Source organism: Abyssibius alkaniclasticus (assembly GCF_020447305.1).
GTDB classification, from domain to species: domain Bacteria; phylum Pseudomonadota; class Alphaproteobacteria; order Rhodobacterales; family Rhodobacteraceae; genus Abyssibius; species Abyssibius alkaniclasticus.
The window spans coordinates 2,954,827-2,980,889 of sequence record NZ_CP095732.1; the positions used below are offsets into that span (position 1 = coordinate 2,954,827).

At 63.1% G+C, this 26,063-nt stretch carries 27 protein-coding genes; 15 read left to right on the forward strand and 12 right to left on the reverse strand.

Going from position 1 to position 26,063, the window contains the following annotated elements; all coding sequences use genetic code 11:
- Nucleotides 1-76 precede the first annotated feature (76 nt).
- A complete protein-coding gene (locus LGT41_RS14710; protein WP_274127671.1) occupies nt 77-844 on the forward strand; it encodes a Bax inhibitor-1/YccA family protein in 768 nt (255 codons plus the stop codon).
- A gap of 154 nt (nt 845-998) precedes the next feature.
- Here the strand turns inward: LGT41_RS14710 and rpmG are convergent, their stop codons facing one another.
- From rpmG to LGT41_RS14725, 3 genes are all read right to left on the reverse strand, one after another.
- Entirely contained in the window at nt 999-1,166 is a 168-nt protein-coding gene (gene rpmG / locus LGT41_RS14715) for a 50S ribosomal protein L33 (protein ID WP_274127672.1), read from the reverse strand.
- Nucleotides 1,167-1,277: 111 nt separating this feature from the next.
- Entirely contained in the window at nt 1,278-1,871 is a 594-nt protein-coding gene (locus LGT41_RS14720) for an NUDIX hydrolase (protein ID WP_274127673.1), read from the reverse strand.
- A gap of 12 nt (nt 1,872-1,883) precedes the next feature.
- A complete protein-coding gene (locus tag LGT41_RS14725; protein WP_274127674.1) occupies nt 1,884-2,297 on the reverse strand; it encodes a DUF983 domain-containing protein in 414 nt (137 codons plus the stop codon).
- A gap of 154 nt (nt 2,298-2,451) precedes the next feature.
- Between LGT41_RS14725 and LGT41_RS14730 the strand changes: the two genes are divergently transcribed.
- The 4 genes from LGT41_RS14730 to LGT41_RS14745 are packed head-to-tail and all read left to right on the forward strand — an operon-like array spanning nt 2,452 to nt 4,621.
- Entirely contained in the window at nt 2,452-3,135 is a 684-nt protein-coding gene (locus tag LGT41_RS14730; RefSeq protein WP_274127675.1) for an EF-hand domain-containing protein, read from the forward strand.
- 44 nt (nt 3,136-3,179) lie between these two features.
- Nucleotides 3,180-3,824, forward strand: coding sequence for a sigma-70 family RNA polymerase sigma factor (locus tag LGT41_RS14735; RefSeq protein WP_274127676.1), 645 nt, complete (start codon nt 3,180-3,182; stop codon nt 3,822-3,824).
- Nucleotides 3,821-4,171: a hypothetical protein gene (locus tag LGT41_RS14740; protein WP_274127677.1), complete on the forward strand. Its 351-nt coding sequence runs from the start codon at nt 3,821-3,823 to the stop codon at nt 4,169-4,171. Before LGT41_RS14735 ends, LGT41_RS14740 begins: the two co-directional genes overlap by 4 nt.
- A 3-nt stretch (nt 4,172-4,174) precedes the next feature.
- The gene (locus LGT41_RS14745; protein WP_274127678.1) at nt 4,175-4,621 is read left to right on the forward strand and encodes a periplasmic heavy metal sensor; all 447 of its coding nucleotides are present in this window, start codon (nt 4,175-4,177) and stop codon (nt 4,619-4,621) included.
- Here LGT41_RS14745 and LGT41_RS14750 read toward each other — a convergent pair.
- From LGT41_RS14750 to LGT41_RS14765, 4 genes are read right to left on the reverse strand one after another with little or no spacing between them, the layout of a single operon-like run.
- Entirely contained in the window at nt 4,618-5,190 is a 573-nt protein-coding gene (locus LGT41_RS14750; protein ID WP_274127679.1) for a sarcosine oxidase subunit gamma, read from the reverse strand. The two genes, LGT41_RS14745 and LGT41_RS14750, sit on opposite strands and share 4 nt — an antisense overlap.
- Nucleotides 5,183-8,119, reverse strand: a complete 2,937-nt coding sequence (locus LGT41_RS14755; protein ID WP_274127680.1) for a sarcosine oxidase subunit alpha family protein — start codon at nt 8,117-8,119, stop codon at nt 5,183-5,185. The genes LGT41_RS14750 and LGT41_RS14755 overlap by 8 nt, the downstream gene beginning before the upstream one ends.
- Nucleotides 8,116-8,388, reverse strand: a complete 273-nt coding sequence (locus LGT41_RS14760; protein ID WP_274127681.1) for a sarcosine oxidase subunit delta — start codon at nt 8,386-8,388, stop codon at nt 8,116-8,118. Before LGT41_RS14760 ends, LGT41_RS14755 begins: the two co-directional genes overlap by 4 nt.
- An 8-nt stretch (nt 8,389-8,396) precedes the next feature.
- Nucleotides 8,397-9,647, reverse strand: coding sequence for a sarcosine oxidase subunit beta family protein (locus tag LGT41_RS14765; protein WP_274129742.1), 1,251 nt, complete (start codon nt 9,645-9,647; stop codon nt 8,397-8,399).
- A gap of 148 nt (nt 9,648-9,795) precedes the next feature.
- Here LGT41_RS14765 and efp point away from each other — a divergent pair, with 148 nt between their 5' ends.
- Entirely contained in the window at nt 9,796-10,359 is a 564-nt protein-coding gene (gene efp, locus LGT41_RS14770) for an elongation factor P (protein WP_274127682.1), read from the forward strand.
- Nucleotides 10,360-10,470: 111 nt separating this feature from the next.
- Nucleotides 10,471-11,259, forward strand: coding sequence for an inositol monophosphatase family protein (locus LGT41_RS14775; RefSeq protein ID WP_274127683.1), 789 nt, complete (start codon nt 10,471-10,473; stop codon nt 11,257-11,259).
- Between the two features lie 132 nt (nt 11,260-11,391).
- Here LGT41_RS14775 and LGT41_RS14780 read toward each other — a convergent pair whose 3' ends face one another.
- Nucleotides 11,392-11,847: a GatB/YqeY domain-containing protein gene (locus tag LGT41_RS14780; RefSeq protein ID WP_274127684.1), complete on the reverse strand. Its 456-nt coding sequence runs from the start codon at nt 11,845-11,847 to the stop codon at nt 11,392-11,394.
- Between the two features lie 185 nt (nt 11,848-12,032).
- Between LGT41_RS14780 and carA the strand changes: the two genes are divergently transcribed.
- Nucleotides 12,033-13,226, forward strand: coding sequence for a glutamine-hydrolyzing carbamoyl-phosphate synthase small subunit (gene carA, locus LGT41_RS14785; RefSeq protein WP_274127685.1), 1,194 nt, complete (start codon nt 12,033-12,035; stop codon nt 13,224-13,226).
- A gap of 79 nt (nt 13,227-13,305) precedes the next feature.
- Nucleotides 13,306-15,180 carry a glycosyltransferase gene (locus tag LGT41_RS14790; RefSeq protein WP_274127686.1) on the forward strand — a complete coding sequence of 625 codons (1,875 nt, stop codon included), beginning with the start codon at nt 13,306-13,308 and terminating at the stop codon, nt 15,178-15,180.
- Here LGT41_RS14790 and LGT41_RS14795 read toward each other — a convergent pair.
- Nucleotides 15,139-15,900 carry a hypothetical protein gene (locus LGT41_RS14795; protein ID WP_274127687.1) on the reverse strand — a complete coding sequence of 254 codons (762 nt, stop codon included), beginning with the start codon at nt 15,898-15,900 and terminating at the stop codon, nt 15,139-15,141. The two genes, LGT41_RS14790 and LGT41_RS14795, sit on opposite strands and share 42 nt — an antisense overlap.
- A complete protein-coding gene (locus tag LGT41_RS14800; protein ID WP_274127688.1) occupies nt 15,893-16,540 on the reverse strand; it encodes a GntR family transcriptional regulator in 648 nt (215 codons plus the stop codon). The genes LGT41_RS14795 and LGT41_RS14800 overlap by 8 nt, the downstream gene beginning before the upstream one ends.
- Before the next feature lie 92 nt (nt 16,541-16,632).
- Between LGT41_RS14800 and LGT41_RS14805 the strand changes: the two genes are divergently transcribed.
- From LGT41_RS14805 to LGT41_RS14830, 6 genes are all read left to right on the forward strand, one after another.
- Complete coding sequence (locus tag LGT41_RS14805; protein WP_274127689.1) at nt 16,633-17,277, forward strand: pyrimidine 5'-nucleotidase; 645 nt, start codon at nt 16,633-16,635, stop codon at nt 17,275-17,277.
- A gap of 53 nt (nt 17,278-17,330) precedes the next feature.
- Nucleotides 17,331-18,545, forward strand: a complete 1,215-nt coding sequence (locus LGT41_RS14810; protein ID WP_274129743.1) for an FAD-dependent monooxygenase — start codon at nt 17,331-17,333, stop codon at nt 18,543-18,545.
- A 266-nt stretch (nt 18,546-18,811) separates the two neighbouring features.
- Nucleotides 18,812-20,149 carry a proline--tRNA ligase gene (gene proS / locus LGT41_RS14815; protein ID WP_274127691.1) on the forward strand — a complete coding sequence of 446 codons (1,338 nt, stop codon included), beginning with the start codon at nt 18,812-18,814 and terminating at the stop codon, nt 20,147-20,149.
- Nucleotides 20,150-20,327: 178 nt separating this feature from the next.
- Entirely contained in the window at nt 20,328-21,605 is a 1,278-nt protein-coding gene (locus LGT41_RS14820; protein ID WP_274127693.1) for a lipoprotein-releasing ABC transporter permease subunit, read from the forward strand.
- Nucleotides 21,598-22,281 carry an ABC transporter ATP-binding protein gene (locus tag LGT41_RS14825; protein ID WP_274127696.1) on the forward strand — a complete coding sequence of 228 codons (684 nt, stop codon included), beginning with the start codon at nt 21,598-21,600 and terminating at the stop codon, nt 22,279-22,281. The genes LGT41_RS14820 and LGT41_RS14825 overlap by 8 nt, the downstream gene beginning before the upstream one ends.
- A 10-nt stretch (nt 22,282-22,291) precedes the next feature.
- A complete protein-coding gene (locus LGT41_RS14830) occupies nt 22,292-23,545 on the forward strand; it encodes an aminopeptidase (protein ID WP_274127697.1) in 1,254 nt (417 codons plus the stop codon).
- A gap of 12 nt (nt 23,546-23,557) precedes the next feature.
- Here the strand turns inward: LGT41_RS14830 and LGT41_RS14835 are convergent, their stop codons facing one another.
- Together LGT41_RS14835 and LGT41_RS14840 are read right to left on the reverse strand one after the other, a co-directional pair.
- A complete protein-coding gene (locus LGT41_RS14835; RefSeq protein ID WP_274127699.1) occupies nt 23,558-24,547 on the reverse strand; it encodes a zinc transporter ZntB in 990 nt (329 codons plus the stop codon).
- Between the two features lie 16 nt (nt 24,548-24,563).
- On the reverse strand, nt 24,564-26,054 hold the full coding sequence (locus tag LGT41_RS14840) for a Ppx/GppA family phosphatase (protein ID WP_274127700.1): 1,491 nt from the start codon (nt 26,052-26,054) through the stop codon (nt 24,564-24,566).
- Nucleotides 26,055-26,063 lie beyond the last annotated feature (9 nt).

Below are 26,063 nucleotides of genomic sequence, written 5' to 3' on the forward strand. Positions count from 1 at the left end.
TAAGCCCGATATTAGAGAGAATTCCGGCGTGTTTTGCACGGCGGGGCAGAAATGAATTAGATCAACGGAGATGATCATGGCCGAATATGGCAGCGTAAGGCGGGCTGGCGCAGGGGTTCGCACTGCTGAAATTGATGCGGGTCTGCGCGCCCATATGAACAGCGTCTACGGGCTGATGTCCATCGCAATGGCGGTTACGGCGCTCGTCGCCTATGTCGTCGGGCAGGATATGGCGGCTGCGTTCAACAACCAGCCCACAATGATCCTGAGCTATGGCATGATCGAAACCATGCTGACCTCGCCGGTGCGCTATATCATCATGTTCGCGCCTCTGGCGGTGGTGATCCTGTTCAGCGCAACTATCAATCGCCTGTCCAAAACCGCAGCGCAGGGAATATTCTTCCTGTTTGCCGCGCTTATGGGCCTGTCGATCAGCTGGATCTTCATCATCTATACCGATATGTCGATCGCACAAACCTTCCTGATCACCGCGATTGCCTTTGCCGGCCTGTCGCTCTGGGGTTACACAACCAAGAAAGACATTTCGGGTTGGGGCACCTTCCTGATCATGGGCGTGATCGGGCTGATCATTGCCTCGGTCGTCAATATCTTTCTGGAAAGCTCGGCGCTGCAATTCGCGGTCTCGGCCATTGGCCTGCTGATCTTTGCGGGCCTCACCGCCTATGACACCCAGAAGATCAAGACGACCTATATCCAGATGGCCCAGGTGCCCGGCGGCCAGGAATGGCTGCAAAAAGGCGCGATCATGGGGGCTCTGAACCTGTATCTGGACTTCATCAACATGTTCATGTTCATGCTCCAGTTCATGGGCGGACGCGAATAACCAAACGCCGGGTCGATCGACCAGCAGACGGGCGGCCGGGGTCTCCCGGCCGCTTTTCTTTTATGCCTTGCGCATAAAAGAAAAGGCGCGGTGCAATTGCACCGCGCCCTGTCTGCTCAGCGCCGCGCATATCACGCGGCGTTCGATAGGCGATCTACTTGATCTTGCCTTCTTTGTATTCAACATGTTTGCGCACGACGGGGTCATATTTCTTGACCGACATTTTCTCTGTCATCGTGCGCGAGTTCTTTTTGGTCACGTAAAAGTGGCCGGTATCCGCGGTCGAATTCAGGCGGATTTTAATCGTGGTTGGCTTCGCCATGTGTCGATCTCCTCGCGGGCAGGCCGCATCAGTTACTTGCAGCCAATGGCTACATATCTCAAGGGGTGCTATCTACACGTGTCAGGGGCGGAGTCAACCCCGCCGCCGCGCCTAAGCACCATCCAGCATCAAAAAATTGCTCTGCGCGGCACCGTGGCTGAAAAACGGCACGGGCCGGTCAGAGGCACCGTTCAGCACCGCCTGCACCTCTGAAAGCACAACTTCGGTGATGAAGGGCAGCGGCAGGCTGCGCGCCTCGGCCAGCGCAATCCAGTGCAGATGGCTCAGCTCACCGGATGCGCGCGAGAAATCATCGGCATCGTCTTGCAAGCCGGCCGCATCGGCCATGAAGAACCGCGCATCAAAGCGCCGCGTGCGGCCCGGCGGGGTGATGGCGCGAAACATGAAACGCAAGCGCCCGGTCAGCCGCAGCCCGGTTTCCTCGTTCAATTCACGCAAGGCGGCATTGGCCAGCGCATCGCCCAGATCGGCACGGCTGTGCTGGGCAAGGCGCGCGCGGCACCGGGGGGCCAGACAATCGGGCGCGGGGCGCAGATCTGCCGCATCGACCCCGCCGCCGGGAAATACATATTTGGAGGGCATGAAGACCGCACCCGCACCGCGCAGCCCCATAAGCACCTGCGGCCCGGCCTTGGCCTGGCGCAGCAGAATTACGCTGGCAGCATCGCGGATGTCATCGGTCATGACAGCAGGCTGTCATGGTTGCATGGGCTTGTCCAGCGGGTCGGGGGCGGCGCCAAACCCATGCATCCGCTTGGCCCATTGCAGCGCAACAAACATGCCCTTGATGCGCGGCAGCAAAAAGATTGTCAGCAGCACAAAGACAATGGAAAAGCCGGTGGCCATAACCCAGGGTTCAGGCCGCAGCGTGGTAAAGACAATCAGCATGGTTGGCGCAACCAGATGCCCGGTGATCAGAATGGTCGCCCAGCTTGGGCCGTCATCGGCGCGCTGGTGGAACAGTTCCTCGCCACAGACCGCGCATTCATCGCGCACGGTCAAGAAACCGCTCATCAGCGGCCCGCTGCCGCAGGCCGGGCATTTCCGCTTCCAGCCGCGCAAGAGTGCGGGGCGAACAGGGCGGTCGATGGGCGCATCAGGGGTGTTCATGGCCCCTGTATAGCAAGGCAAACCCGGCCTGAACCTGTGACAGGTTGCCCCGCCGGATGCCGCTCACAACCCTGTGACCGACGGAAATTTCACGCCCGCCCGTTTAACCCTCGAAGCCGGCAAGACAGCCTGCTGCAGTCAAAAAGGAAAACCGATGAAACAGATTTCAATTCTGGCGCTGGTTACGGCGCTTGGTCTCAGCCCTCTGGCCGCAATCGCCCAGACCGGCGAAGCCGCAACACCGCCCGCAGGCCCGCTTCCGGCTTTTGCCGAGCTGGATGCCGATGGCAATGGCAGCGTTTCGCTTGACGAGGTTGAAGCCGCGCTGCTGGCGCGCTTTGCCGCGGCCGATGCCGATGCAAGCGGCACGCTTGACAGCGACGAGCTGACCGCCGCGATGGATGCAATGATGCAAGCCCGCATTGCGATGGCCAGCGAAGCCAATGCCGAGCGCGCGTCGCGCATGTCCGATCGTATGGGCGACCGTCTGCCGGCAATGGCCGAACGTATGCTTGCGCGGATGGACCGCGATGGCGATGGCCTGCTGAGCGCGACCGAAATGCGCCCGCCCAACCTTGCCGAAATGTTTGCCCGGATCGACAGCGATGATGACGGCGCGGTATCGGAATGGGAATATGACCAGATCGCCGCAAAACGGGGTGATCGTGGCGGCGATGGCGGCGCGCGTGGTGATCGTGATGACCGTGGAGATCGCGGCGGACGTGGCGACCGGGGTGGCGACCGGGGCGGCGACCGGGGTGGCGACCGGGGCGGCGACCGGGGCGGCGACCGGGGCGGCGACCGGGGCGGCTGGTTCAACTGGGGCCGTGGAAACTAAAAACCCTTGCCCCGCGCCAAAAACGCTTTGGCGCGGGGCATTGAATGCGCGACACTTGGGCAAATGCGGATTATGAAGACCCTATGCAGCCAAATGCCGATACCGAAGCGATTGACGACGACGCCGCCCTTCTGGCGGCTTTCGTGGCCGGAGACCCGATGGCCGCGCGCCAGCTTGCCAACCGGCACCTGCCGCGCGTCTATGGGCTGGCATTGCGCCTGCTTGGCAACAGCGCCGAGGCCGAGGATGTTGCACAGGAAGCCATGCTGCGCCTGTGGAAGTTCGCACCGGATTGGGAGGCAGGCCGCGCGCAGCTTGGCAGTTGGCTTTACCGCGTCACCTCCAACCTTGCGACCGACCGGTTGCGCGCACGCAAGCGCCACGGCTATGAAGACCCCGATGCGCTGGATCTGGTGCCCGACCAAAGCCCGGGGGTTGAAGCACAGATGATTGCCAGCCAGCGTGACCAGGCCTTGCACAGCGCCATTGGCAAATTGCCCGAACGCCAGCGCCGGGCCATTACGCTGCGCCATCTGGAACAGCTCAGCCAGCCAGAGGTGGCCGCGCTGATGGATACGACCGTCGAGGCGGTTGAAAGCCTGCTGGGGCGCGCAAGACGGGCCCTGGTGGCCATGCTGACCCCGAAAGACCGCACCGGTGGTGCCCCAGAAATTGCGAGGGTGAAATGACAGAAGATGAAATGATCAAACGCCTGAACGCCGCCGCAGAGCCTTCAGCCCTGCCCCCGGCCCTGCCCCGGGGATTGATGGCGCGCGTGCTGGCCGATGCAACCGCCGCGCAACTGGCGCTGAACCCGGCCGCGAATATCGTCGCGCTCCACCCCGCGCGCCAGATCTGGACATGGGTAAGCGCGGGCGCAATGGCGGCCTCGGCCCTGCTGGGCGTGGCGCTTGGCTATGGCGGCACGGATTCGCTTTTGGCGGTGCCGGGCCTCGGCGATATTGTTGCCGGATATTCCACGACCACCGGCACCGACAGCTATAGTGCGCTGACAGTATTTCTGAGTGAGGGCTGAGGCATGACGATTTCCACAGGCGCACCGCGCTGGATGAAACTGACACTGACCCTGTCGCTCGCGGCCAATCTGGCCGTTCTGGGGCTGGCGATCGGGTTGGCCCTGCGTGGCCCGATCGCCCGCAATGGTGGCGATTCGATGATGGAACTCGCCCGTGCGCTGCCGCGTGAGAACCAGCGCGCCATGCGCGAAGCCATGCGCGACGCCGGCGAAGGGTTGCGTGCAAGCATTCGCCACCAGCGCGGGCTCGGCACGGCACTGGCCGAAACCCTGCGCGCCACGCCTTTTGACATAGCGGCCTTCAACGCCGTTCTGGCCGGTCAGCGCGCGCGGATGGGCGAAATCCAGAGCAATGTTCATGCGGCGCTGGCCGAGCAGATCGCTGCAATGAGCGATGAACAGCGCGCCGCCTTTGCCGATGCGCTGGAAGCGCGCCAACAGCGCGACTAGCCGCGCAAAGCCGCCTCGGCGGCCAGCCGGTCGAGCGTGGCTTTGGTTTCTTCAATCGCGGTTTTCAGGAAGGAGCGCATGACAAGCACCTGGAACCCATTTTCCAGCACATGGATGATGGCCATCATATGCGCATACTGGCTGCGCGCGACATGGCCGGGGGGCATGGCGCTGGCATGGGTGTCGAGCGGGCAGAGCCGCCCCAGAACGTCGCGCGCCGCGCTGCCCGAAATCGCAAAGCCAACCCAGCCGTCGGATTGATCGACCACCGCCGCCTTGCCCGCCAATGCAGCGTGCAGCGCGCCAATATCGGCACCCAGCGCCAGCCACTGCCCGTGCCCGCCCCACCACAGCGCCATCGCCTTGCCCTTTGCCGATTGCCCAGCACCCGGCAAAGCCGCACCACCAAGCTTTTTAAGCGCGTCCGAGACCGCAGCCCCCTGCCCCGCAAAGGGCGCTATCGCCAGCAAACTGGCGGGCGTGTCGGCGCGCAGGCTGGCATGGCCCGCCGCATGGGGCAGGCCAAGGCCGGTAAAGGCATCGCGGGCGATGAGGGTGATCTTATCCACGCAAGCGCCCTCCTTCAGGGTCATAAAACGGCAGGGCGACGATGTCGCACAGGGTGTCGACCCCGCCAAGCAGGTCGACCGCGCGGATTTGCTGGCCGATCCGCGCCGTGCCACCGGCCACGAAAGCCAGCGCAATCGGGTGGCCAAGCGTGGGCGAGAAACAGGCCGAGGTCACATGCCCCCTGATCTGTTCGCGCACCGGTTCGCCATCAAGCTCCACCATGATCGCCCCCGCCTTGAGCTGCTTGACCACGCCGGCAGGTTTCAGCCCCACAAGCTGCGGGCGTTCGGCTTCCACCATTCCGGGGCGTGCGGCCATTGCCTTGCCGATGCAGTCTTTGCCCGCTGCCAGCATATGCGGCATGGAAATGTCAAAGGCGCTGTAACGCCCGTCAATCTCGGCATGGGTGATATGGCCCTTTTCGATGCGCAGCACATTCAGCGCCTCCATCCCGTAAAGCCCGCCGCCCAGCGCCTTGGCACGGTCGACTAGCAGGCGCGCCAGACTGTCGCCATAGCGCGCGGGCACGGCAAGCTCGTAGGCATGTTCGCCCGAGAATGAAATGCGGAACAGCCGCGCGGCAATGCCGCCAACAGCAACCGGCCCACAGGCCATGTAGGGGAAGCTGTCGTTATCAATGGGGGTATCGAGCAGCCCGTTGAGCAGCGCGCGCGATTTCGGCCCGGCAATGGCAAACTGCGCCCATTGCTCGGTAACGCTGACCATCTGCACATCGCGCTGCGGGCACAAAACCTGTGCGACAAATTCCAGATGCGCCATGATCGGCCCCGCCGCCGCCGTGGTGGTGGTAATCACATAATGCGTATCGCCCAGCCGCGCGCATGTGCCATCATCCACCACCGTGCCATCCTCGCGCAGCATCAGCCCATAGCGCACGCGGCCGATTTTCAGCGTCGACATGGTGTTGGTGTAAACGAAGTCGAGGAACGCGGCCGCATCCGGCCCCTGAATGTCGATCTTGCCCAGGGTGGTCACATCGCAAATGCCGACCGCGTTGCGCACCCAGCCGACCTCACGCTCGCAGGCCTGCCGCCAGAATTTCTCGCCCGGTTGCGGATACCAGGCGGCGCGGTGCCATAGCCCGGCCTCCAGCCAGCTTGCGCCATATTCGCGCGACAGCGCATCAGATGGCGTTTGGCGATGCGGCGCAAAGCCCTGCCCCGCCCCATGCGCCCCCATCGCGCCAATCTGCACCGGCAGATAGGGCGGGCGGAAGGTGGTTGTGCCAGTTTCAGGAATGCTGCGCCCCGTCAGCTCGGCCATAATCGCAAGGCCCGCGATGTTGGAGAGTTTGCCCTGATCCGTCGCCATGCCCAAGGTCGTGTAGCGCTTCAGATGTTCGACGGGCACAAAGTTTTCGGCATGGGCCTGCTTCACATCCTTAACGGTCACATCGTTCTGAAAGTCGAGCCAGGCCCGCCCCTTGCCCGGCACATGCCACAGCGGGGTGATGTGAGCGGGCGCATCCTCGGCCTTTGGCAGCGGGGTTTTGGCGGGTTTCAGGCCAAGCTCTTTCAGCGCGGCCTTGCCCGCCTCCAGCCCCGTTTGCAAGGCGGCATGGGTTGAAAACGCCCCCGCCGCCGCGCCCACCGCCGCAAGAGCCGACACAGCGCCATCGGGCGCAACAAAGGCGGCGATGTCCTCGCGCCAGACGGGGCGCGCATTCTGGTGGCAGGTCAGATGCACATTCGGGTTCCACCCGCCGGAAACAGCCAGACAATCGGCGGCGATGGTTTGGGTGCCGCCGTTGGCCGTGCGGATGGTGACGGATTTCAGCCCCAGCCGCCCGCGTGTATCGACCACCACGGCACCCGCGAAATGTGGCACGCCTTCGGGCGCTTTCGCATCGTGGCGGGCATCGAGCAATGCGGCAACCTCAACCCCCGCCGCCTGCAAATCGGCCACCGTGCGCGCGCCCTCATCGCTATTGGCGAACACGGCGATGCGCGCACCGGGGGCCACGCCATATTGGTTGACATAGCGGCGCACGGCACCCGCCAGCATAATGCCGGGGCGGTCGTTATTGGCGAAGGCTATGGGCCGCTCTATCGCCCCGCCCGCCAGAATGGCGCGCCGCGCCTGAATGCGCCAGAAAATCTGCCGTGGTGCGCCCTGGGCCTTGGCCAGATGGTCGGCGACACGTTCCAGCGCAGCGTAAGAACCGTGGTCATACGCCCCGGTTACCGCTGTGCGCGGCATCAGCCGCACATTGGGCAGGCTGGCGAGTTCGGCAACCACGCCTGCCGCCCAGTCGTTGCCCGACGCCCCGTCAAGCTCCAACCGCTCGGCCAGCAGCCGCCCGCCCATTTGCGCGCCCTCATCGGCCAGAACAACCCGCGCACCGGCGCGCCCGGCGGCCAATGCCGCCATCAGGCCGGCAGGACCAGCGCCAATGACCAGCAGATCGCAATGCAAAAAGCCTTTGTCGTAATGGTCGGGGTCGGGCTGGCCCGAAAGCCGACCAAGACCTGCGGCGCGGCGGATAAGCGGCTCATAAACCCTTTCCCAGAACGTCTTGGGCCACATGAAGGTTTTGTAATAGAACCCCGCGCCAAGGAAGGGTGCCATCAGGTCATTCACCGCCAGCACATCGCGGCTCAGACTCGGCCAGCGGTTCTGGCTTCTCGCCACCAGCCCGGCAAAAAGCTCTTGCGTTGTGGCGCGGGTATTGGGCAGGCGCGCCGCCCCCTCGCCCAGTTCCACCAGCGCATTCGGCTCTTCACTGCCCGCGCTTAGAATGCCGCGCGGGCGGTGGTATTTGAAGCTGCGCCCGACCAGCCGCACATCATTGGCCAGCAGGGCCGAGGCCAGCGTGTCACCCGGATGCCCGCTAAGCGTAACCCCGTCAAAGCTGAACGGAATCGTGCGGCTGCGGTCAATCAACCCGCCCTTTGGCAAACGGCTCATCGCCCTGCCTCCAAGGCTGTGTCACGCGCCAGTTCAACGCGCAGCACCTCATGGGTGAGCGTATTGCGCAGCACATGCAGCCACGCGCGGCAACCGGTGTCGTGCTGCCACAATTCGGCATTCGCGCCTGCGGGGTTGTCGCGGTAATGCACATAATCGACCATCGCCGCCTGATCGGCGGGGTCGGGCCGTGCGATCAGCTTGGCAGAGCCCAGATAGCTGAATTCGCGCAAGTCGCGCGCGCCGCAATGGGGGCAGTTCAGTTGCATGACGGCTCCTAATGCTTGTTGGGGTTCGCGCCGGTCTTCTCTTCGTCCAGCACATGGCCGGTCTCGAAGCGATTCATCAGCAGCCTGGTTGCGTATTCAGAATGGTTGCCCGTGGCGATAAGATGCGCATAGCACCAGCCCGAGGCCGGCGTGGCCTTGAAGCCGCCATAGTTCCATCCGCCATTGAAAAACAGCCCCTCGATGGGCGTTTTGTCGATGATGGGCGAGCCATCCATCGTCATATCCACAATCCCGCCCCAGCCGCGCAGCACGCGGGCCTTTCCCAGCGCGGGCATCATGGCCATGCCGGCCTCCATCACATGCTCCATGATCGGCAGGTTGCCGCGTGCGGCATAGGAGTTATAGCCGTCGATATCGCCACCAAATACCAGCCCGCCTTTGTCGGACTGGCTGATATAGAAATGCCCCATCCCGAAGGTCACAACGCCGGGGATGATCGGCTTCAGCCCCTCGGTCACAAAAGCCTGCAACACATGGCTTTCGATCGGCAGGCGCAAACCCGCCATCTGCCCCACCTGGCTTGACCGCCCCGCCACCGCCATGCCCACCTTTTTGGCCCTGATCGCGCCGCGCGTGGTTTGCACACCGGCCACACGGCCGCCCTCCACATCAATCCCCGTCACCTCGCAATTCTGGATCAGGTCTACCCCGCGCATATCGGCCCCGCGCGCAAAGCCCCAAGCCACCGCATCGTGCCGCGCCGTGCCCGCGCGCCGCTGCAACAACCCCCCGCGAATGGGGAAGCGTTCGTTCTTGAAGCTCAGGAACGGCGCGTGGTTCTTGACACCCGCGCGGTCGAGCATTTCGGCATCATCGCCCTGCGCCAGAATGCGGTTGGCCTTCTCGGTGTAAAAATCGAACTGCCCGTCGGAATGGCACAGGTTCAGCACGCCGCGCTGGCTCATCATGGCGTTGTAATTCAGCTCTTGCTCCAGCCCTTCCCACAGCTTCAGCGAATGGCTGTAAAACTCGGAATTGCCGTTCATATAGTAATTGGCGCGCACAATCGTGGTGTTGCGTCCGACATTGCCGCCGCCCAGATACCCGCGCTCCAGCACCGCGATATTCGTCAGCCCGTGGTTTTTGGCCAAATAATACGCCGTGGCCAGCCCGTGCCCACCCCCGCCGATGATGATCACATCATATTCAGCCTTGGGCGTAGGGTTGCGCCAAACCGGTGCCCAGCCCTTGTTGCCGGTCAGCCCCTGCTTTAGAATCTGAAATGCCGAATAGCGCATATGCCCCCCGAAATCTTGCGCAGCATATGAGAGCGTGGCGAAGGGGTCGATAGGTTTCATGCGCTTTTGCGACCATTTCTGTCGCAGCTTGCGCCTTGGGGGTGCAATAGGCTAGAAGCGCGCCAAAGCTTTAACGCATAGGTCAAACATGCCCAAAATCAATGGTAACGAAATCCGCCCCGGCTATATCCTCGAACATGAGGGCGGGCTGTGGATTGCGGTCAAAACCCAGCACGTCAAACCCGGCAAGGGTGGCGCGTTTGCACAGGTTGAGATGAAGAACATCCGCACCGGCTCCAAGCTCAACGAACGCTTTCGTTCGGCTGACAAGGTTGAACAGGTCCGGCTGGAGCAAAAAGACCAGCAGTTTCTGTATGAATCCGACGGGATGCTGGTGTTCATGGATAGCGAAACCTATGAGCAGATCGAACTGCCCGCCGATATTCTGGGCGACCGTCGCCCGTTTTTGCAGGACGGGATGACCATCCAGATCGAGTATTTCGAGGCCGAGGCGCTTAACGCCACCCTGCCCCAGAAAGTGACCTGCACGATCACCGAGACCGAGCCGGTCGTCAAAGGCCAGACCGCCGCCAACAGCTTCAAGCCCGCCGTGCTGGATAATGGCGTGCGCGTCATGGTGCCGCCCTTTGTGGGCGAGGGTGAGGCGATCATCGTCAATACCGAACTGTTCGAATACGTCGAGCGCGCTTAGCCGCCGCGAAACATCCTTGGTTGCGCGCAGGGCTTGCCTTTGCGCGCAATTTCATGTTTTACGCCCCATGCCCGCGCAGCATTCCGGCTGCGACCATAAGGAACAAACCCCATGATCGCCTCGGCCAACCTGAATGTCATGATCAAAGCGGCGCGCAAAGCCGCCCGCCACCTCATCCGCGATTTTGGCGAGGTGGAAAACCTTCAGGTGCTGCCCAAAGGCCCCGGTGATTTTGTGACCAAGGCCGACCGCAAGGCCGAAGATGTAATCCATGACGAGCTGCGCGAAGCCCGCCCGAATTACGGCTGGGTAGGCGAGGAAAGCGTGGAAGTTGCGGGCGCCGACCCGACCCGCCGCTGGATTGTCGACCCGCTCGATGGCACCACCAATTTCCTGCACGGCCTGCCGCATTGGTCCATTTCCATCGCGCTTGAACACAAGGGCGAAATCGTCGCCGGGGTGATTTACGACCCGATCAAGGACGAGATGTTCACCGCCGAAAAAGGTGCCGGTGCCTGGATGAATGACCGGCGCTTGCGCGTATCGGGCCGCCGCGACCTGATCGAATGTATCTTTGCAACCGGCATCCCCTTTGGGGGCCGCCGCGACCTGCCCGAAACCCTATCCGACCTTGGCCGCATCATGCCCACTTGCGCTGGCGTGCGCCGCATGGGCTCGGCCGCGCTCGACCTTGCCTATGTCGCCGCTGGCCGGTTTGACGGGTTCTGGGAACGCAACCTGCATAGCTGGGACATTGCCGCCGGCCTGATCCTCGTGCGCGAAGCCGGTGGCTTTGTCGATGGCATCACCAAAGGCGACGACCCGCTGAAAGCCGGTGAGCTGGTTGTGGCGGGCGAAGGGATTTTCGACAAGTTTGCGAAGATTGTGCGCGGGGAGTAGGGGCGCTTTGCGCGCTTGCGCTCACCAACCCTTCCAAATCATAAGATTTTCGGAACGGCACACCGTAGGGTGCGCATTCATTGCGCACCTTTGGCGGCTCGTTACGGTGCGCAATAAATGCGCACCCTACGCTTAACTCAACGCCGCTTTCACCGCGGGTCCGACCTTGCCGAAATCCATCTGCCCGGCATATTTGCCCTTCAGCACGGCCATTACCTTGCCCATATCGCGGATGCTTTCAGCCCCCACCTCGGCCACGGCGGCGGCGACGGCGGCCTCGGTTTCCTCGGCGCTTAGCTGGCGGGGCAGGAATTCGGAGATGACCTTGATCTCGGCGCGCTCGCTATCGGCCAGCTCGATGCGCCCGGCCTCTTCATAGGCTTTGGCGCTGTCCTGGCGCTGTTTGATCATCTTGGCCAGCACGGCCATAATTTCATCATCCGACACGCCCTCGGCGCCATCATCGCTGCGCGCCGCGATATCGCGGTCTTTGATCGCAGCCGAAATCAGCCGCAGCGTCGACAAACGCGCCGCTTCCTTTGATTTCATCGCATCTTTCGTCGCATCCGCAAACCGTTTGCGCAACATAACTCTCACCCTATCAGCGCCGCCACGCGGCCCAAGTCGGGGAATATAGCCCCTAAGGGCACGAATCACAACAGCTAACAAATATGCTATGTTGTTGATATTGTTACACTTTTAAGTTGACCTACCCCCTTGACGCGCCTGCCTTGCAGCCGTAGTTTCCGCCCAATTTGCATAAGGGGACCACAATGGTCAGTGCCGATTCCGCAAAAACAAAACCGGTTTTCAGCCCCGCGCCGGGCACAATGCCAACCGCCTGCATTGCGCTGGCCGATGGCTCGGTGTTTTACGGGCGCGGCTTTGGGGCCGAGGGTGTGGCCGTGGCCGAGCTGTGTTTCAACACCGCGATGACCGGCTATCAGGAAATCATGACCGACCCGAGCTATGCCGGGCAGGTTGTGACCTTCACCTTCCCGCATATCGGCAATACCGGCATCAACGCCGAGGATGACGAAAGCAACGACCCCGTTGCCGCCGGCATGGTGGTGAAATGGGACCCGACCACACCAAGCAACTGGCGCGCGGCCGAGACTTTGAGCGCATGGCTTGCGCGCCGTGGCCGCATTGGCCTGGGTGGGGTTGATACCCGCCGCCTGACCCGCGCCATCCGCCGCCAGGGCGCGCCGCATTGCGCCATACAGCACGCCGCCGATGGCCAGTTCGACGTGGCCGCCCTGCAGGAACGCGCGCGCGCCTGGTCGGGCCTTGTCGGGCTCGATCTGGCCAAGGATGTGACCTGCGCGCAATCCTACCGCTGGGATGAAATGCGCTGGGCCTGGCCCAATGGCTATCCGCGCCGCACGGGGGCCGGCCACAAGGTCGTGGCGCTGGATTACGGCGCCAAGCGCAACATTCTGCGCTGCCTTGCCAGCGCGGGCTGCGATGTAACCGTGCTGCCCGCCACCGCCACGGCAGACGAGGTGCTGGCCCATAACCCCGTCGGTGTGTTCCTGTCCAACGGGCCGGGCGATCCGGAAGCCACCGGCGCCTATGCCGTGCCGATGATCCGCGATATCATGGCGCGCACCGCCTTGCCGATTTTCGGCATCTGCCTTGGCCACCAGATGCTGGCGCTGGCGCTGGGTGGGCGCACGTTGAAAATGAATCACGGCCATCATGGCGCCAACCATCCGGTCAAGGATATCGAAACCGGCAAGGTGGAAATCACCTCGATGAACCACGGTTTCGCGGTCGATGGCCAAAGCCTGCCCGATGGCGTGATCGAGACGCATGTCTCGCTGTTTGACGGCTCCAATTGCGGCATCCGGATGCAGGACCGGCCGGTGTTTTCGGTGCAATACCACCCCGAAGCCAGCCCCGGCCCGATGGACAGCACCTATCTGTTCGACCGTTTCGTCGCCGCGATGGCCGCCACCGCCTAGCCATGCCGGCTTAACGAGTTGTTAAGCACAATCACTGCAAGCTGAGCGCGTAGTATTGCGTTCTGCCTGTAGGTGATATTTGGCCCTTGCCCCCCATGCCCAAGCGGCATTGCCCGCGCCCAATCAGCCCGAGCCGCTTGGTCAAATTCTCTGCCGCAACGGGCTGTTGGCCGCCGCCGAGCTTGATCTGGCCTTGCAGCGCCAATCCGGCCTGAATGTGCGCCTGGGTGAGGTGCTTTTGGCCAATGGCCAGATCAGCCAGCAGGCGCTGGATGAGGCGCTGTCCCAGCAGGACGGCGCCACGCCGGTTGACCTGGCGCAAGAGCCGCCCGACCCGGCCCTGCTCGCCCAGATCAACCCGCTGGAGTGTTTGCGCGACGGCTGGCTGCCCTGGCGGCGCGTGGCCGGGCGCACGGTCATTGTCAGCGAAACCGGAATTTCCCTGTCCGATTTACCGCCAGACTGGGCCAGTTTGCCGGGGCTGCGCTTGCGGCGCGCCAGGCTTGGCACGCTGCATCCGGCGATCAGCGCCGCCTTTGGCGCATCGCTTCTGGCACGCGCCCACCAGCTTTGCCCGCCCGCGCTTTCGTGCCGGACCATTGCGCCGGGCTTGCGCCATTTCATCAGCGCCGGGGTGTTGCTGGTTGCCGCCGGGCTGGCGCTGGCCCCGATTACCACCATCGTGCTGGCGCTGTGCTGGTTTGTGCTGATGAACGCGGCCACCAGCCTGCTGCGGCTTGGCGCATTGTTTGCGCATTTGCCCCGGCACAGTGCCCCGCCCGCCGCCCTGCCCCAGCTTTCCGCCCATCGCCCGCGCCCGAAAGTCTCTGTCCTCATTCCGCTTCTGGCCGAAGATGCGGTGCTTGAATCGCTGTTTTCGCGCATCGCCGCCTTTGACTATCCGCATGAATTGCTGGATGTGATCATTCTGACCGAGGCTGATGACACGATCACCGCCAAGGCTTTGGCGCGGCGCAAGCTGCCATCCTGGATCCGCGTCTTGCGCCTGCCCGAGGATGCCTTGCGCACCAAACCCAAGGCCATGAACTATGCGCTGCCCTTTTGTTATGGCAGTATTGTCGGCATTTATGATGCCGAGGACCGCCCCGAACCGGACCAGATTTCAAAGGTCGTTGCGCATTTGCAGGCCGCCGCCCCCGATGTTGCCTGCGTGCAGGGCTATCTCGATTTCTACAACAGCCGCGCCAACTGGCTGTCGCGCTGCTTTACCATTGAATATGCCGTGTGGTTTCGCGTGCTGCTCAAGGGCGTGCAGCGGCTTGGCCTGCCCATACCGCTTGGCGGCACGACGGTATTTTTCCGCCGCGCCCTGCTGGAGGAAATTGGCGGATGGGATGCGCATAATGTCACCGAAGACGCCGATCTGGGCTTTCGTCTGGCCCGCTACGGCTATCGCTGCGAAATCGTTGAAACCACAACCTGGGAAGAGGCGAATTGCCTGCCCTTTGGTTGGGTCAAGCAACGCTCTCGCTGGCTGAAGGGCTATGCCATGACCTGGGCAAGCCATATGCGCAACCCGTTGCGATTGCTGCGCGAAATGGGCTTGCGCAACTTTCTGGCCTTTCAGGTTCTGGTCATGGGCACGCTCACCGCCTATATCTCCATGCCGCTGGTCTGGGGCATGTGGGCGGGCTGGCTTACCGGCTGGACCTCGCTGCTATCGGTGCTGCCCGGCCCGGTGGTTGCGCTGTTTTTCATCACGTCAATTCTGGGCCAGTCCATCATGCTGGCTGTCGCCTGGCTGGCCCTGCGCGCCCCCGCGCGGCGCGGATTGTTGCCCTTTGTGCTGACCATGCCGTTTTACTGGCCGCTCGGGGCGTTTGCGGCCTTTCGTGCGGTTGCGCAGATCATCACCGCGCCGTTCTACTGGGCGAAAACCACCCACGGGCTGCTACTTGACAATGCTGAAGCTGACCGCGCCAAGCGCCCCTAGCTCGAAGCGCAACTCGTGGCCCGCTTCGGGTTTGAAAATGGGCATATGCGTGCCGCAAAGCAGCAGGCTTCCGGCCTTCATCACCTGCCCGCGGCCGGTAAAATGGTTGGCCAGAAAGGCCGCGGCCTCGGCCGGGTCTTGCGGGGCGGCGCCGGCTGCATCATGCAGGCGGGCGCCATTGTCAAACACCACAGAATGCAGCGCCGCCAGTTCGGGCAGTTCGGCCACGCCCGGCCCGCCAAGCACAGCGCCTTCGTTGAAAATATTATGCGCCAGCACGGTTGGCACATGAAAATGCCCGTCGCTATTGCGCCGGTCGAGCAGCTCGAACACCGGCAACCAGCGCGCCACAAGCCCGGCCATATCGGCAGCGGTATAGGTTTTTCCCGGCACAAGCTCTGCGCCCAGAACCGCGCCGATTTCCGGCTCGATCATCAGGTTATCGTAATCCGCTGCCGCCAGTTTCGCGCCGGTTTGCACAATCTGAGCGGCGCAGACATAGGCCGCACCGGGCTGGCTTTGGCCAAGGGCGGCAAGCTGGGCGCTCGAGTTATAGGCAATCTTGTAGCCGCCGATCCCGCCGCGCGCTTTTGCCAATTCGCCAAGGGCTTCATCCTGGGCGCCATAGGCGGCGGCGTTATCGCCAAAATAGCCCGGTTCCGGCGCAAACCAGCCCCGGCTTTGCAGGTTGTCCAGAACAAACTGGCTTGCCTCAGTCATGGTGTCGTGCCTCCGCGTTCAGCTTCAATCGGGTCTCGAATGCCTTGGAAATATGCGCCTTGAGCGCGGCTTCCGCCGCCACCCCGTCGCGCGCCTCGATCGCGGCAACAATTTTCTCATGCTCATCCAGCGCCTTTTCGGGGCGGCCTTCGGCGGCCAGCGAGGTTGTCGCCAGAAGCGCCATCGTCCGATGCACCATTTCAAGCTGCTGAATCAAAAACCGGTTGTGGCTTGCCAAATGCAATTGCCGATGAAACCGCTTGTTGGCCCGCGAAAGGCGCTTGGGGTCGGTCATGAATTTCCGGTCGGCGGCAATCATGTCATACAGCACACGAATTTCCTCTGGCCCGGCGTGCTGCGCCGCCAGCCGTGCCGCCAGCCCCTCCAAAGCCGCGCGCACGACATAAAGCTCGCCCAACTGGTCATGGCTGAGCGAGGCGACCACCATGCTGCGCCCGTCGCGCACCAGCACGGCCTGGGTTTCCAGCCGTTGCAGGGCTTCGCGGATGGGTGTGCGCGACACGCCAAACCGTTCGGCAAGTTCCGATTCCACAAGCCTGTCGCCGGGCTGATAATCGCCCCGGTCTATCGCCTCCAGCACCAGGGCATAGGCGTCGCGCGTGTTGTTTTGTGTGTCCATAAAGGCTCCAAAGCTCGGCATACGCTAAACAGAAATTTGCGGCAGTGAAAGTGCGCATTGCCCCCGCCCGCCCGATAGGTTAGGCAAAATCCATGTCACGCGAAGCCTTCAGCCATGTCGATACCTGGGTCTTTGACCTTGATAACACGCTCTACCCCGCCGGGTCGCGCCTGTTCGAGCAGATCGAAGCCCTGATGGTCGACTTTATCACCGAAAACCTGAATATTGACCAGCCCGCCGCGAATGTGCTGCGCAAATCCTACTGGGTGAAATACGGCACCACGCTGGCGGGCCTGATGGCCGAGCATGATATCGACCCGGTGCCGTTTCTGGACAAGGTGCATCAGGTCGACCTGTCGGCGCTCACCCCCAGCGCGGCCTTGCGCGATGCCATTCTCGCCCTGCCGGGGCGCAAGGTCATCTACACCAATGCCGCGCGCGCCTATGGCCACCGGCTTGTCGGGCATCTGGGGCTGGATGGCTGCTTTTCCGACCTTTACGCCGTGGAAGATGCAGGCTTTGCCGCCAAGCCCCATGCCGAGGCGTTTGACCGTGTGTTCAAAGCCGCCAAGCTGACCACCAGCACAGCCGCGATGTTTGAGGATGACCCGCGCAACCTTGCCGTGCCCCATGCGCTTGGCATGAAATGCGTGCTGATCGGTGCCGCCGACCCGGCCCCGCATCTGCATTTCCAAACGCATGATCTGGCGCGCTTTTTGCGGGTGATTGCCGCCTAGGCAAATCGCCGCAGGCCTTGCGCGGCCTGCCCGCCCGTGCCACCTATTTGCGCATGGAGCGTATTGACACAGACATCCTGATCGCCGGTGGCGGCATCGCCGGGCTGCTGGCCAGTGCCGTGCTGGCCGAAATCGGCTTTGATGTCATCTGCGCCGACCCTGTGCCGCCTGTGACCGATGGCGCGGCTGCGGGGGCCGATACCCGCTCCACCGCCTTTCTCATGCCCTCGGTGCAACTGCTGGAACGTGCCGGGCTCTGGCCCCGCCTTGCCGCCCATGCCGCGCCCTTGCGCATCATGCGCATTGTCGATGCCAGCGCAGCGGAGGGCGCGCTTGAAACCGCCGATTTTGTGTCGGATGACATTAACCAGCCCGCCTTTGCCTATAACCTGCCCAACTGGCTGATCCGGCGCGAGGTGCTGGCGCATCTGCAAACCCGCGCCAATGCCCAGCTTCTGGCCCCCTGCCGGGTGGAAGGGATGCTGGCGCGCAGCAGCGGTGCAATCGTCACCCTGTCGGGCAACAGGCAGCTGCGTGCGCCGCTGGTCATCGCCGCCGATGGCCGCAATTCACCGCTGCGCAAGGCCGCCGGGATTGCCGCCAAAAAATGGTCCTACGGGCAAAAGGCGCTGGTGTTCGTGGTGCAGCATCCCGATATGCCGCATGAGAATGTTTCGACCGAGGTGCATAAATCCGGCGGCCCTTTCACGCTGGTGCCCCTGCCCGATGCGCACCAATCGGCGGTGGTCTGGATGGCGACCGGCCCCGAAATTGCCGCGCTCAACACGCTTGACGATGCCGCCTTCGGTCAAGCCGCCACAGCGCGCAGCGCGCATGTGCTTGGCGCGCTCACGCTTGTCGCAGGGCGCGCGACTTGGCCGATCATCGCCCAGCAGGCCGCGCGGCTTGACGGCCCGCGCCTTGCTTTGCTGGCCGAAGCCGCCCATGTCATCCCGCCCATCGGCGCGCAGGGGCTGAACATGTCGCTGGCCGATCTGGCCGCGCTGGCCGGGCTGCTTGCCGAAGCACGCAATGCTGGCCAGGATATCGGCGCGCCCGCGCTTCTGGCGCGCTACAGCCGCGCGCGTATGCCCGATATGGCCGCGCGTATTGCCGGGGTCGATGCGCTCAACCGCGCCTCGATGGCCAGTGCCGCACCCTTGCACGACCTGCGCCGCCAGGGGCTGAAACTGCTGCACGGGGTCGAGCCCCTGCGCAAGGCAGCAATGATGGCTGGGCTTGGCGCGGGCGCAAAACCCGCCCCCTGAATGCGAAAATGGCCCGCAAGCGCGAGCCATTCTCTCTCCCCAAGACTTGAGCCGTTATGGTAGCCCTTAATCATGTCGGAGCGCCGGTTCGTCCTGTCCGGGTTGCCCCAAACGGCGCCGCTGTCACGTTCCGTAAAGGGGTTAAAGCAGATGCAAAGCCCCAATGCAAACAGGATTTTTTGACCATCTGGCAAAGCTTGCGGCATTGCACGCCCGCAAACCTTGCCCTAAACCGATGCGAACGCTTCTTCACAGGATAATCTCCCATGCGCCTGACCCAGTATTTTTTGCCCGTGCTTAAAGAAACCCCCGCCGAGGCGCAGATCGCCAGCCACCGGCTGATGCTGCGCGCCGGCATGATCAAGCAGGCATCGGCGGGCATTTATTCGTGGTTACCCTTGGGATTCAAGGTGTTACGCCGCCTTGAGGACATCGTTCACCAGGAACAGCAGCGCGCGGGCCATATCCCCATGCTCATGCCCACGCTGCAATCGGCCGATCTGTGGCGCGAAAGCGGCCGCTATGATGATTACGGCAAGGAAATGCTGCGCATTACCGACCGTCATGGCCGCGACATGCTTTATGGCCCCACGAATGAAGAGCTGATCACCGATATTTTTCGCCAGACGATCAGCTCGTATAAGGATTTGCCGAAAACGCTCTACCATATCCAGTGGAAATTCCGCGACGAGATCCGCCCCCGATTCGGTGTCATGCGCGGGCGCGAGTTCTTCATGAAAGACGGGTATTCCTTCGATATGGACCGCGAAAGCGCCATCCACGCCTATAACCGCCACATGGTCAGCTATCTGCGCACCTATGAACGTATGGGCCTGCAAGCGATCCCCATGAAGGCCGATACCGGCCCGATTGGCGGCGATTACAGCCACGAATTTCTGGTGCTGGCCGAAACCGGTGAATCCGAGGTGTTCTACGACCGCGCCGTGACCGACCTAAAACTTGGCGAGCGCGCGGTGAACTACGCCGATGTCAAGCAGGTCGCGGCGATCTGCGAAGAATTCACCACGCCCTATGCCCGCACCGACGAAACCCATGATGCGGCGATCTACGCCGATGTGCCCGCCGAGCGGCAGATGAGCGCGCGCGGCATCGAGGTTGGCCAGATCTTCTATTTCGGCACGAAATATTCGCAAGCTCTGGGTGCCGATGTGGTCATGCCCGATGGCAGCCGCGTGCCCGCCGAAATGGGCAGCCACGGCATTGGCGTGTCGCGCCTGATCGGTGCGCTGATCGAGGCGAACCACGATGAGCGCGGCATCATCTGGCCCGAGGGCGTTACCCCGTTCCATGCCGGTATCGTCAACCTCAAACAGGGCGATTCTGCCGCCGATGCCGCCTGTGATGCGCTATTTGCGGGGCTCGCATCCCGCGGGCTCGAAGCCCTTTATGATGACCGGGACGAGCGCGCGGGCGGCAAATTCGCCACGATGGACCTGATCGGCCTGCCCTGGCGGATTACCGTTGGCCCGCGCGGCCTGGCCAAGGGTGTGGTGGAACTGACCAGCCGCCGCACGAACGAAAGCGAAGAGCTGACACCCGAGGCCGCAATCGACCGTCTGGCGCAGATTTACGCGGGCGTTTAACCGCAATGAAGCTGCGCAATAAATGCGCACCCTACCCGCCACCTCTATGGCGTATTCAACACCCGTAGGGTGCGCATTCATTGCGCACCATCCCGCCGAGCCATCGTCACAATCGCGCCAGCCCGCTTGACCATTCCACCCCAACAGCCCAGTTTGCACCCAGCAAAACCGAGGATCTATGGCCACCAAACCCTTTGCCGCATTCGAATGGATGATCGCCTGGCGCTACCTGCGCGCCCGCCGCAAGGAAGGCGGCATTTCCGTCATTGCCTGGTATGCGCTGATCGGCGTTCTGCTTGGCGTGGCCACGCTGATCGTTGTGCAGGCCGTCATGGTCGGGTTTCGTGAGGAATTCACCGCCCGTGTGCTGGGGGCCAACCCGCATTCCACCGTTATGTCGGCGCTTTATGACGCCGATACCAATGCCGCGGCCCTTATCGCCGATTACGAGGCCGAGGCCGAAAAGCTGCGCGCGGTTGCCGGCGTTGCCAATGTCGCGCCCGTTGTGACCGGCCAGCTTATGGCCAGCGGCAATAACCGCAATATCGGCGTGGAGGTGGTCGGCATTGCCGAGGCGGATCTGCGGCAAATCCCGCTCATCTCCAACCCCGAACAGAAAATCGGCAGCCTTGATGATTTTGAGGGCGGCATCGCCATTGGCGAAGGAATCGCGCGCGAGCTTGGCCTGCGTATCGGCGACAGGATCACCCTCACCTCGCTGAACGGCGTTGCCACGCCTTTTGGCATTGCGCCGCGCATCAACACCTATCCTGTAACCTATATTTTCAGGGTCGGGCGCTATGATATCGACCGTATTCGCGCCTATCTGCCGCTTGGCGATGCGCAAAGCTTTTTCAACCGCGAAGGCTTTGCCGATGCCTTGCAGGTATTTGTAGACGAGCCGGCTTCCATTGATGCGCTGCGCCCGGCAATGGCCGCAGCCCTTGGCCCCGATTTTGGGTTCTGGTCATGGCGCCAGGCGAATCAGGGCATTCTGGATGCGCTGAATGTCGAGCGCCGGATGATGTTCATCGTGCTGTCGCTGATCGTGGTGATCGCCGCCATGAACATCATTTCCGGCCTTGTCATGCTGGTCAAGAACAAGGGGCGCGACATTGGCATCCTGCGCACGATGGGCCTGACACAAGGCAGCATCATGCGGGTGTTTTTCATCTGCGGCAGCCTGATCGGCATTATCGGCACCATTCTGGGCGTGATCGCGGGCAGCCTGTTTGCCACCTATATTCAGGACATTCAGGCGCTGGTCGAATGGGCCTCGGGCGGGCAGGTCTGGGATCCGAGCGTGCGCCTGCTCACCTCGGTGCCCGCTGTGCTGCGCGCCGAAGATGTGGGCGCGGCAATGGGCCTTGGGCTGGTGCTGTCGCTGCTCATCACCATTGCGCCCGCACGCCGCGCCGCGCGCCTGTCACCTGCCGAGGCGTTGCGTTATGAATAGCCCCGTTCTCAGCCTTTCGGGCATCAAAAAGGGCTTCCTGCTCAACACCGACCATGCCGTGCATGTGCTGCAAGGCACCGATCTGGCGCTGATGCCGGGCGAAATCGTCGGGCTGATCGCGCCATCGGGGGCGGGCAAATCCACGCTGCTGCAAGTGGCGGGCCTGCTTGACTCTGCCGATGCCGGCCAGATCACCGTTGACGGGGTCGATGCCAGCACCGCGCGCGATGCGCAGCGCACCCGATTGCGCCGCCAGTCCATCGGCTTCATCTATCAGTTCCACCACCTGCTGCCGGAATTTTCCGCGCTTGAAAACGTAAGCCTGCCGCAGCGCGCCAATGGCGTGGCCCGTGCCGCCGCCACCGCCCGTGCGCGTGAATTGCTTGGACAGGTGGGCCTTGGCCACCGCGCCAACCACCGCCCGGCCGAGCTTTCGGGCGGCGAGCAGCAGCGCGTGGCCTTTTGCCGGGCTTTGGCCAATCGCCCGAAAATCCTGCTGGCCGACGAGCCGACCGGCAATCTCGACCCCGAAACCTCGGATCAGGTCTTTGCAGTTTTGCTGAACCTTGTGCGGCAAACCGGGCTTGCCGCGCTGATCGCCACCCATAACCACGCCCTTGCCGGCCAGATGGACCGCGTTTTGCGGCTGGACGCTGGCAAGCTGCACCCTGCCTGAAGGAGCCACCATGACACAGCCAGAAAACCTTGGCCCGATCGACCCCGCAAAACTCGACCTGCTGGCCGAGCTTGCCATCCGCACAGGGTTGAACCTGCAGGAAGGCCAGGACCTGATCCTCACCGGCAATGTCAACACCCTGCCGCTGGTGCGCCGCGTGGTTGCCGCCGCCTATAAGGCCGGTGCGAACGTGGTCACGCCCATCCTGTCGGATGATGAAATCACGCTGGCCAAATTCCAGCACGGCCATGATGCGGCATTCGATGCCGCCCCCGCCTGGCTTTACGAGGGCATGGCCAGCGCCTATGCCACAGGGGCGGCGCGCCTTGCGATTCTGGGCGACAACCCGATGCTGCTGGCCGCTCAGGATAGCACCAAGGTCTCGCGCGCGGGCAAGGCGAATTCCATCGCCTACAAGCCTGCGGGCAAGCATATCACGAATTTCGATATCAACTGGAGCATCATCGCCTATCCCGGCCTTGCATGGGCAAAACAGATGTTCCCCGATCTGGATGATGACGCCGCCGTCGCCAGGCTCGCCGATGCGATATTCGCCGCCGCGCGTGTTGATGGTGGCGACCCGGTGGCGGCTTGGGCCACGCATAACGCCAACCTTGCCAAACGCACGGCCTGGCTGAATGATGCGCGCTTCTCCGCGCTGCATTTCACCGGCCCCGGCACCGACCTTACGGTGGGTCTGGCCGATGGCCATCTTTGGGCGGGTGGCGCGGCCCCCGCCAAGAACGGCGTTATCTGCAACCCGAACATTCCCACAGAAGAGGTGTTCACCACCCCCCATGCCCAGCGGGTGGAAGGTGTTGTGCGCGCCTCAAAGCCACTGTCGCATCAGGGCAGCCTGATCGAGAATATCGAGGTGCGCTTCGAGGGCGGGCGGATTGTAGAGAGCAAAACCTCGACCGGGCAGGACGTGTTCAAAAACCTCATCGCCACCGATGAGGGGGCCGCGCGGCTGGGTGAAGTGGCGCTCGTGCCGCATTCCTCGCCCATTTCGCAAAGCGGGCTGCTGTTTTACAACACGCTGTTTGACGAAAACGCCGCCTGCCACATTGCGCTTGGCCAGTGTTATTCGGAATGTATTGAGGGTGGCGCGACGCTGTCTGATGACGACATCGCCGCCAAGGGTGGCAATTCCAGCCTGATCCATGTCGACTGGATGATCGGCTCGGGTGAGACCGATATCGACGGTATCGCCGCCGATGGCACGCGCATACCCGTGTTTCGCAAAGGGGAATGGGCGCAGTAGCGCCCGCCGCCCCTAGCGGAACAGCCCGATCTTGCGAAACCACCAGATAAGCAAGGCGGTCAGCCCGCCCATGCCCAGCAGCACAATGCCAAACCCCCATTTGGTGGCCGAAAGCGGGATGCCGCCCACATTCATGCCCATCAGCCCGGCGATCAGCCCCAGCGGCAGAAAAACCGCCGCCACGACCGACAGCACCAGCATCTGATGGTTCATCGCCTCGGCGCGGGCATCCATCACCTGATCATGCACCACCTGGGCGCGGTCACGAATGGCATCAAGGTCTTCGCCCAGCCGGTAAATCCGCTCGGCCGCCTCGCGCAAATGGCTGCGATCCTGCTCGCCAAGCCAGGCCAGCGGCTCGATCTCCAGCGCGGTCAGCGCATCGCGCTGCGGCAGCATATAGCGGCGCAGCAAAATCGCGCTGCGGCGTAAGGCCGAAAGCTGGCTGCGCGGCACATCGGCGCTGTCTTGCAACACCAGCTCCTCCAGCCCGTCTATTCCTTCGTTCAGCGCGGCAATCGTCGGCTCGGCCCGCGCGGCCAGCCGCAGCGCCAGCGCGGCCACAAAGCCACCCGGCGTGCTTGGGGCCTGGCCGCGCGCAATCGCCTCTCCCAGATCATCGACCGCGGAAAGTTTGCGCAGCCAGACGCCGATCACCCGCCCGGCTTCCACCCATAGCCGGACCGAGACCATGTCCTCCGGCTCGGCCCCCGGATTGAGGTTCACACCGCGCAGGTTCAAAATAACCCCGTCGCCATGCACGGTGCAGCGCGGGCGGGTTTCATCGGCCATCAACGCATCGCAAATGAAATGGTCCAGCCCGCATTTGCGCAAACGCGCGCGGGTTTCCACCTCGTCGCGGTGCAGATGCAGCCATGTAAAGCCCGGCGCATCGCTTGCGCGCTTCATGGCCGTGGCCAGCGTTATCGGCGCCGCATTGCCCGCCCCGTCCAGCCGCAAGGCCAGCGCATCCTGCACAACCGGTCCGCCCTTGCGCCGCATGATTTGCCCCCTTGCCCTAGTCTTTGGCCTGAATATCAAGCATGGCCGGCAGATCAAGGCCAAGCGCCGTGTTCAGCCCGTTAAGCCGCCGCTCCACCACCTCGCCCATCAGCTCCTGAGCGCCGCCGCGCAGCACCAGCCGCAACTGGCCCGCCTTTAGCTGCAATTCGGTATCGGGCAAGGTATCGGGATGGGCACCGCCCAGCATGGCCCCCAGCCGCATCGCACGGCCAATAGACGTGGCAAGCTTCACACGTTCGGCTGGAAGCAGCGCAATCGCGGGGTGGTCATCCACCGCCGAGCCGTCATTCTTGTAGCGCGCGCGGTTGGCCACGGCCAAAAACAGCCGCCCGGCATGGTCGACCCCGCCCATATTGGCGCGGGTCACCGCCTCGAAGCACATATCAGCGCGGTAATCGGGATGCGCGCGCCATGTCGTGTCATGCAACAGGCAGGCGGCGCGCATCAGGCGCACATCATCGGCGGGAAGGTCGCCAAACAGGTTTTGCAACCAGTCAAACAGCGCATCGCCAAAGCCGGGGAAGCGGGCATTCTGCGATTCCGTATAACGGCAGGCTTCGATCAGCGGGTCGAGCGCGCGCACATCCGGCGGCATCGCCTCGTAAAGCATCCCCTCGCGAATGCCGTAGCTTGAAAAGGCCACCGTGCCGGGCGCAAGCGCATCAAGCAGTTGTTTCAGCACCAGGGCCGCCGTGGGCAGAAGGCGCAAACGCTCCAGCGATGTATCGGTCAGCGTGGCCAGATGCGCGGGCTCCTGGTGCGAAATCCAGTTGGCAATGCGCAAAATATCGGCGGTTGGCCGTTCATATTCATGCAGCACATGCAGCGGATAATTGCGCCGCGCCATATCGAGCCGCGCCACGGCCCGCCAGCTTCCGCCCACCAGAAACAGCCGCGGCACCGGCCCGCTGAAATTGCTGCGCAGCCTGGCCATGTCGCGCTTGATACGCTGGCGCAGCGCGCGCGGCGCACCTTCAAACTCCATCAGCGGCAGCGGGCCAAGCGGGGCGGTTTCGGCCGCCAGCACCTGCCCGCCGGAAATCTGCGCAAGCTCCAGACTTGCCCCGCCGATATCACAGACCATGCCCTCGGCCTCGGGCCAACCCAGCAGCACACCCTGGGCGGAAAGCCGGCCTTCCTCGGGGCCAGATGCCACGGTCAGTTCCAGCCCGGTTTCGGCCAGCACCTGCGCGCAAAATTCCGGCCCGTCGGCGGCATCGCGCACGGCGGCTGTGGCAATCGTCATCACCCGCGCCGGGCGCAGCCGTTCCAGCAACGCGGCGAAACGCCGTAGCGCGGCCATTGCACGGCGGCGGCCTTCGGGGTGCAAATGCCCGCTTTGCCCCAAGCCCGCGCCCAAGCCCGCCAGCACCTTTTCGTTGAAGAAATAGGCCGGGCTGCGCGCCGCCCCGTCAAACACCACAAGCCGGACAGAGTTGGAGCCAACGTCAATCACCGCAACGCGGTCATTACTCTGGGCGTTCATCTGGCCCCC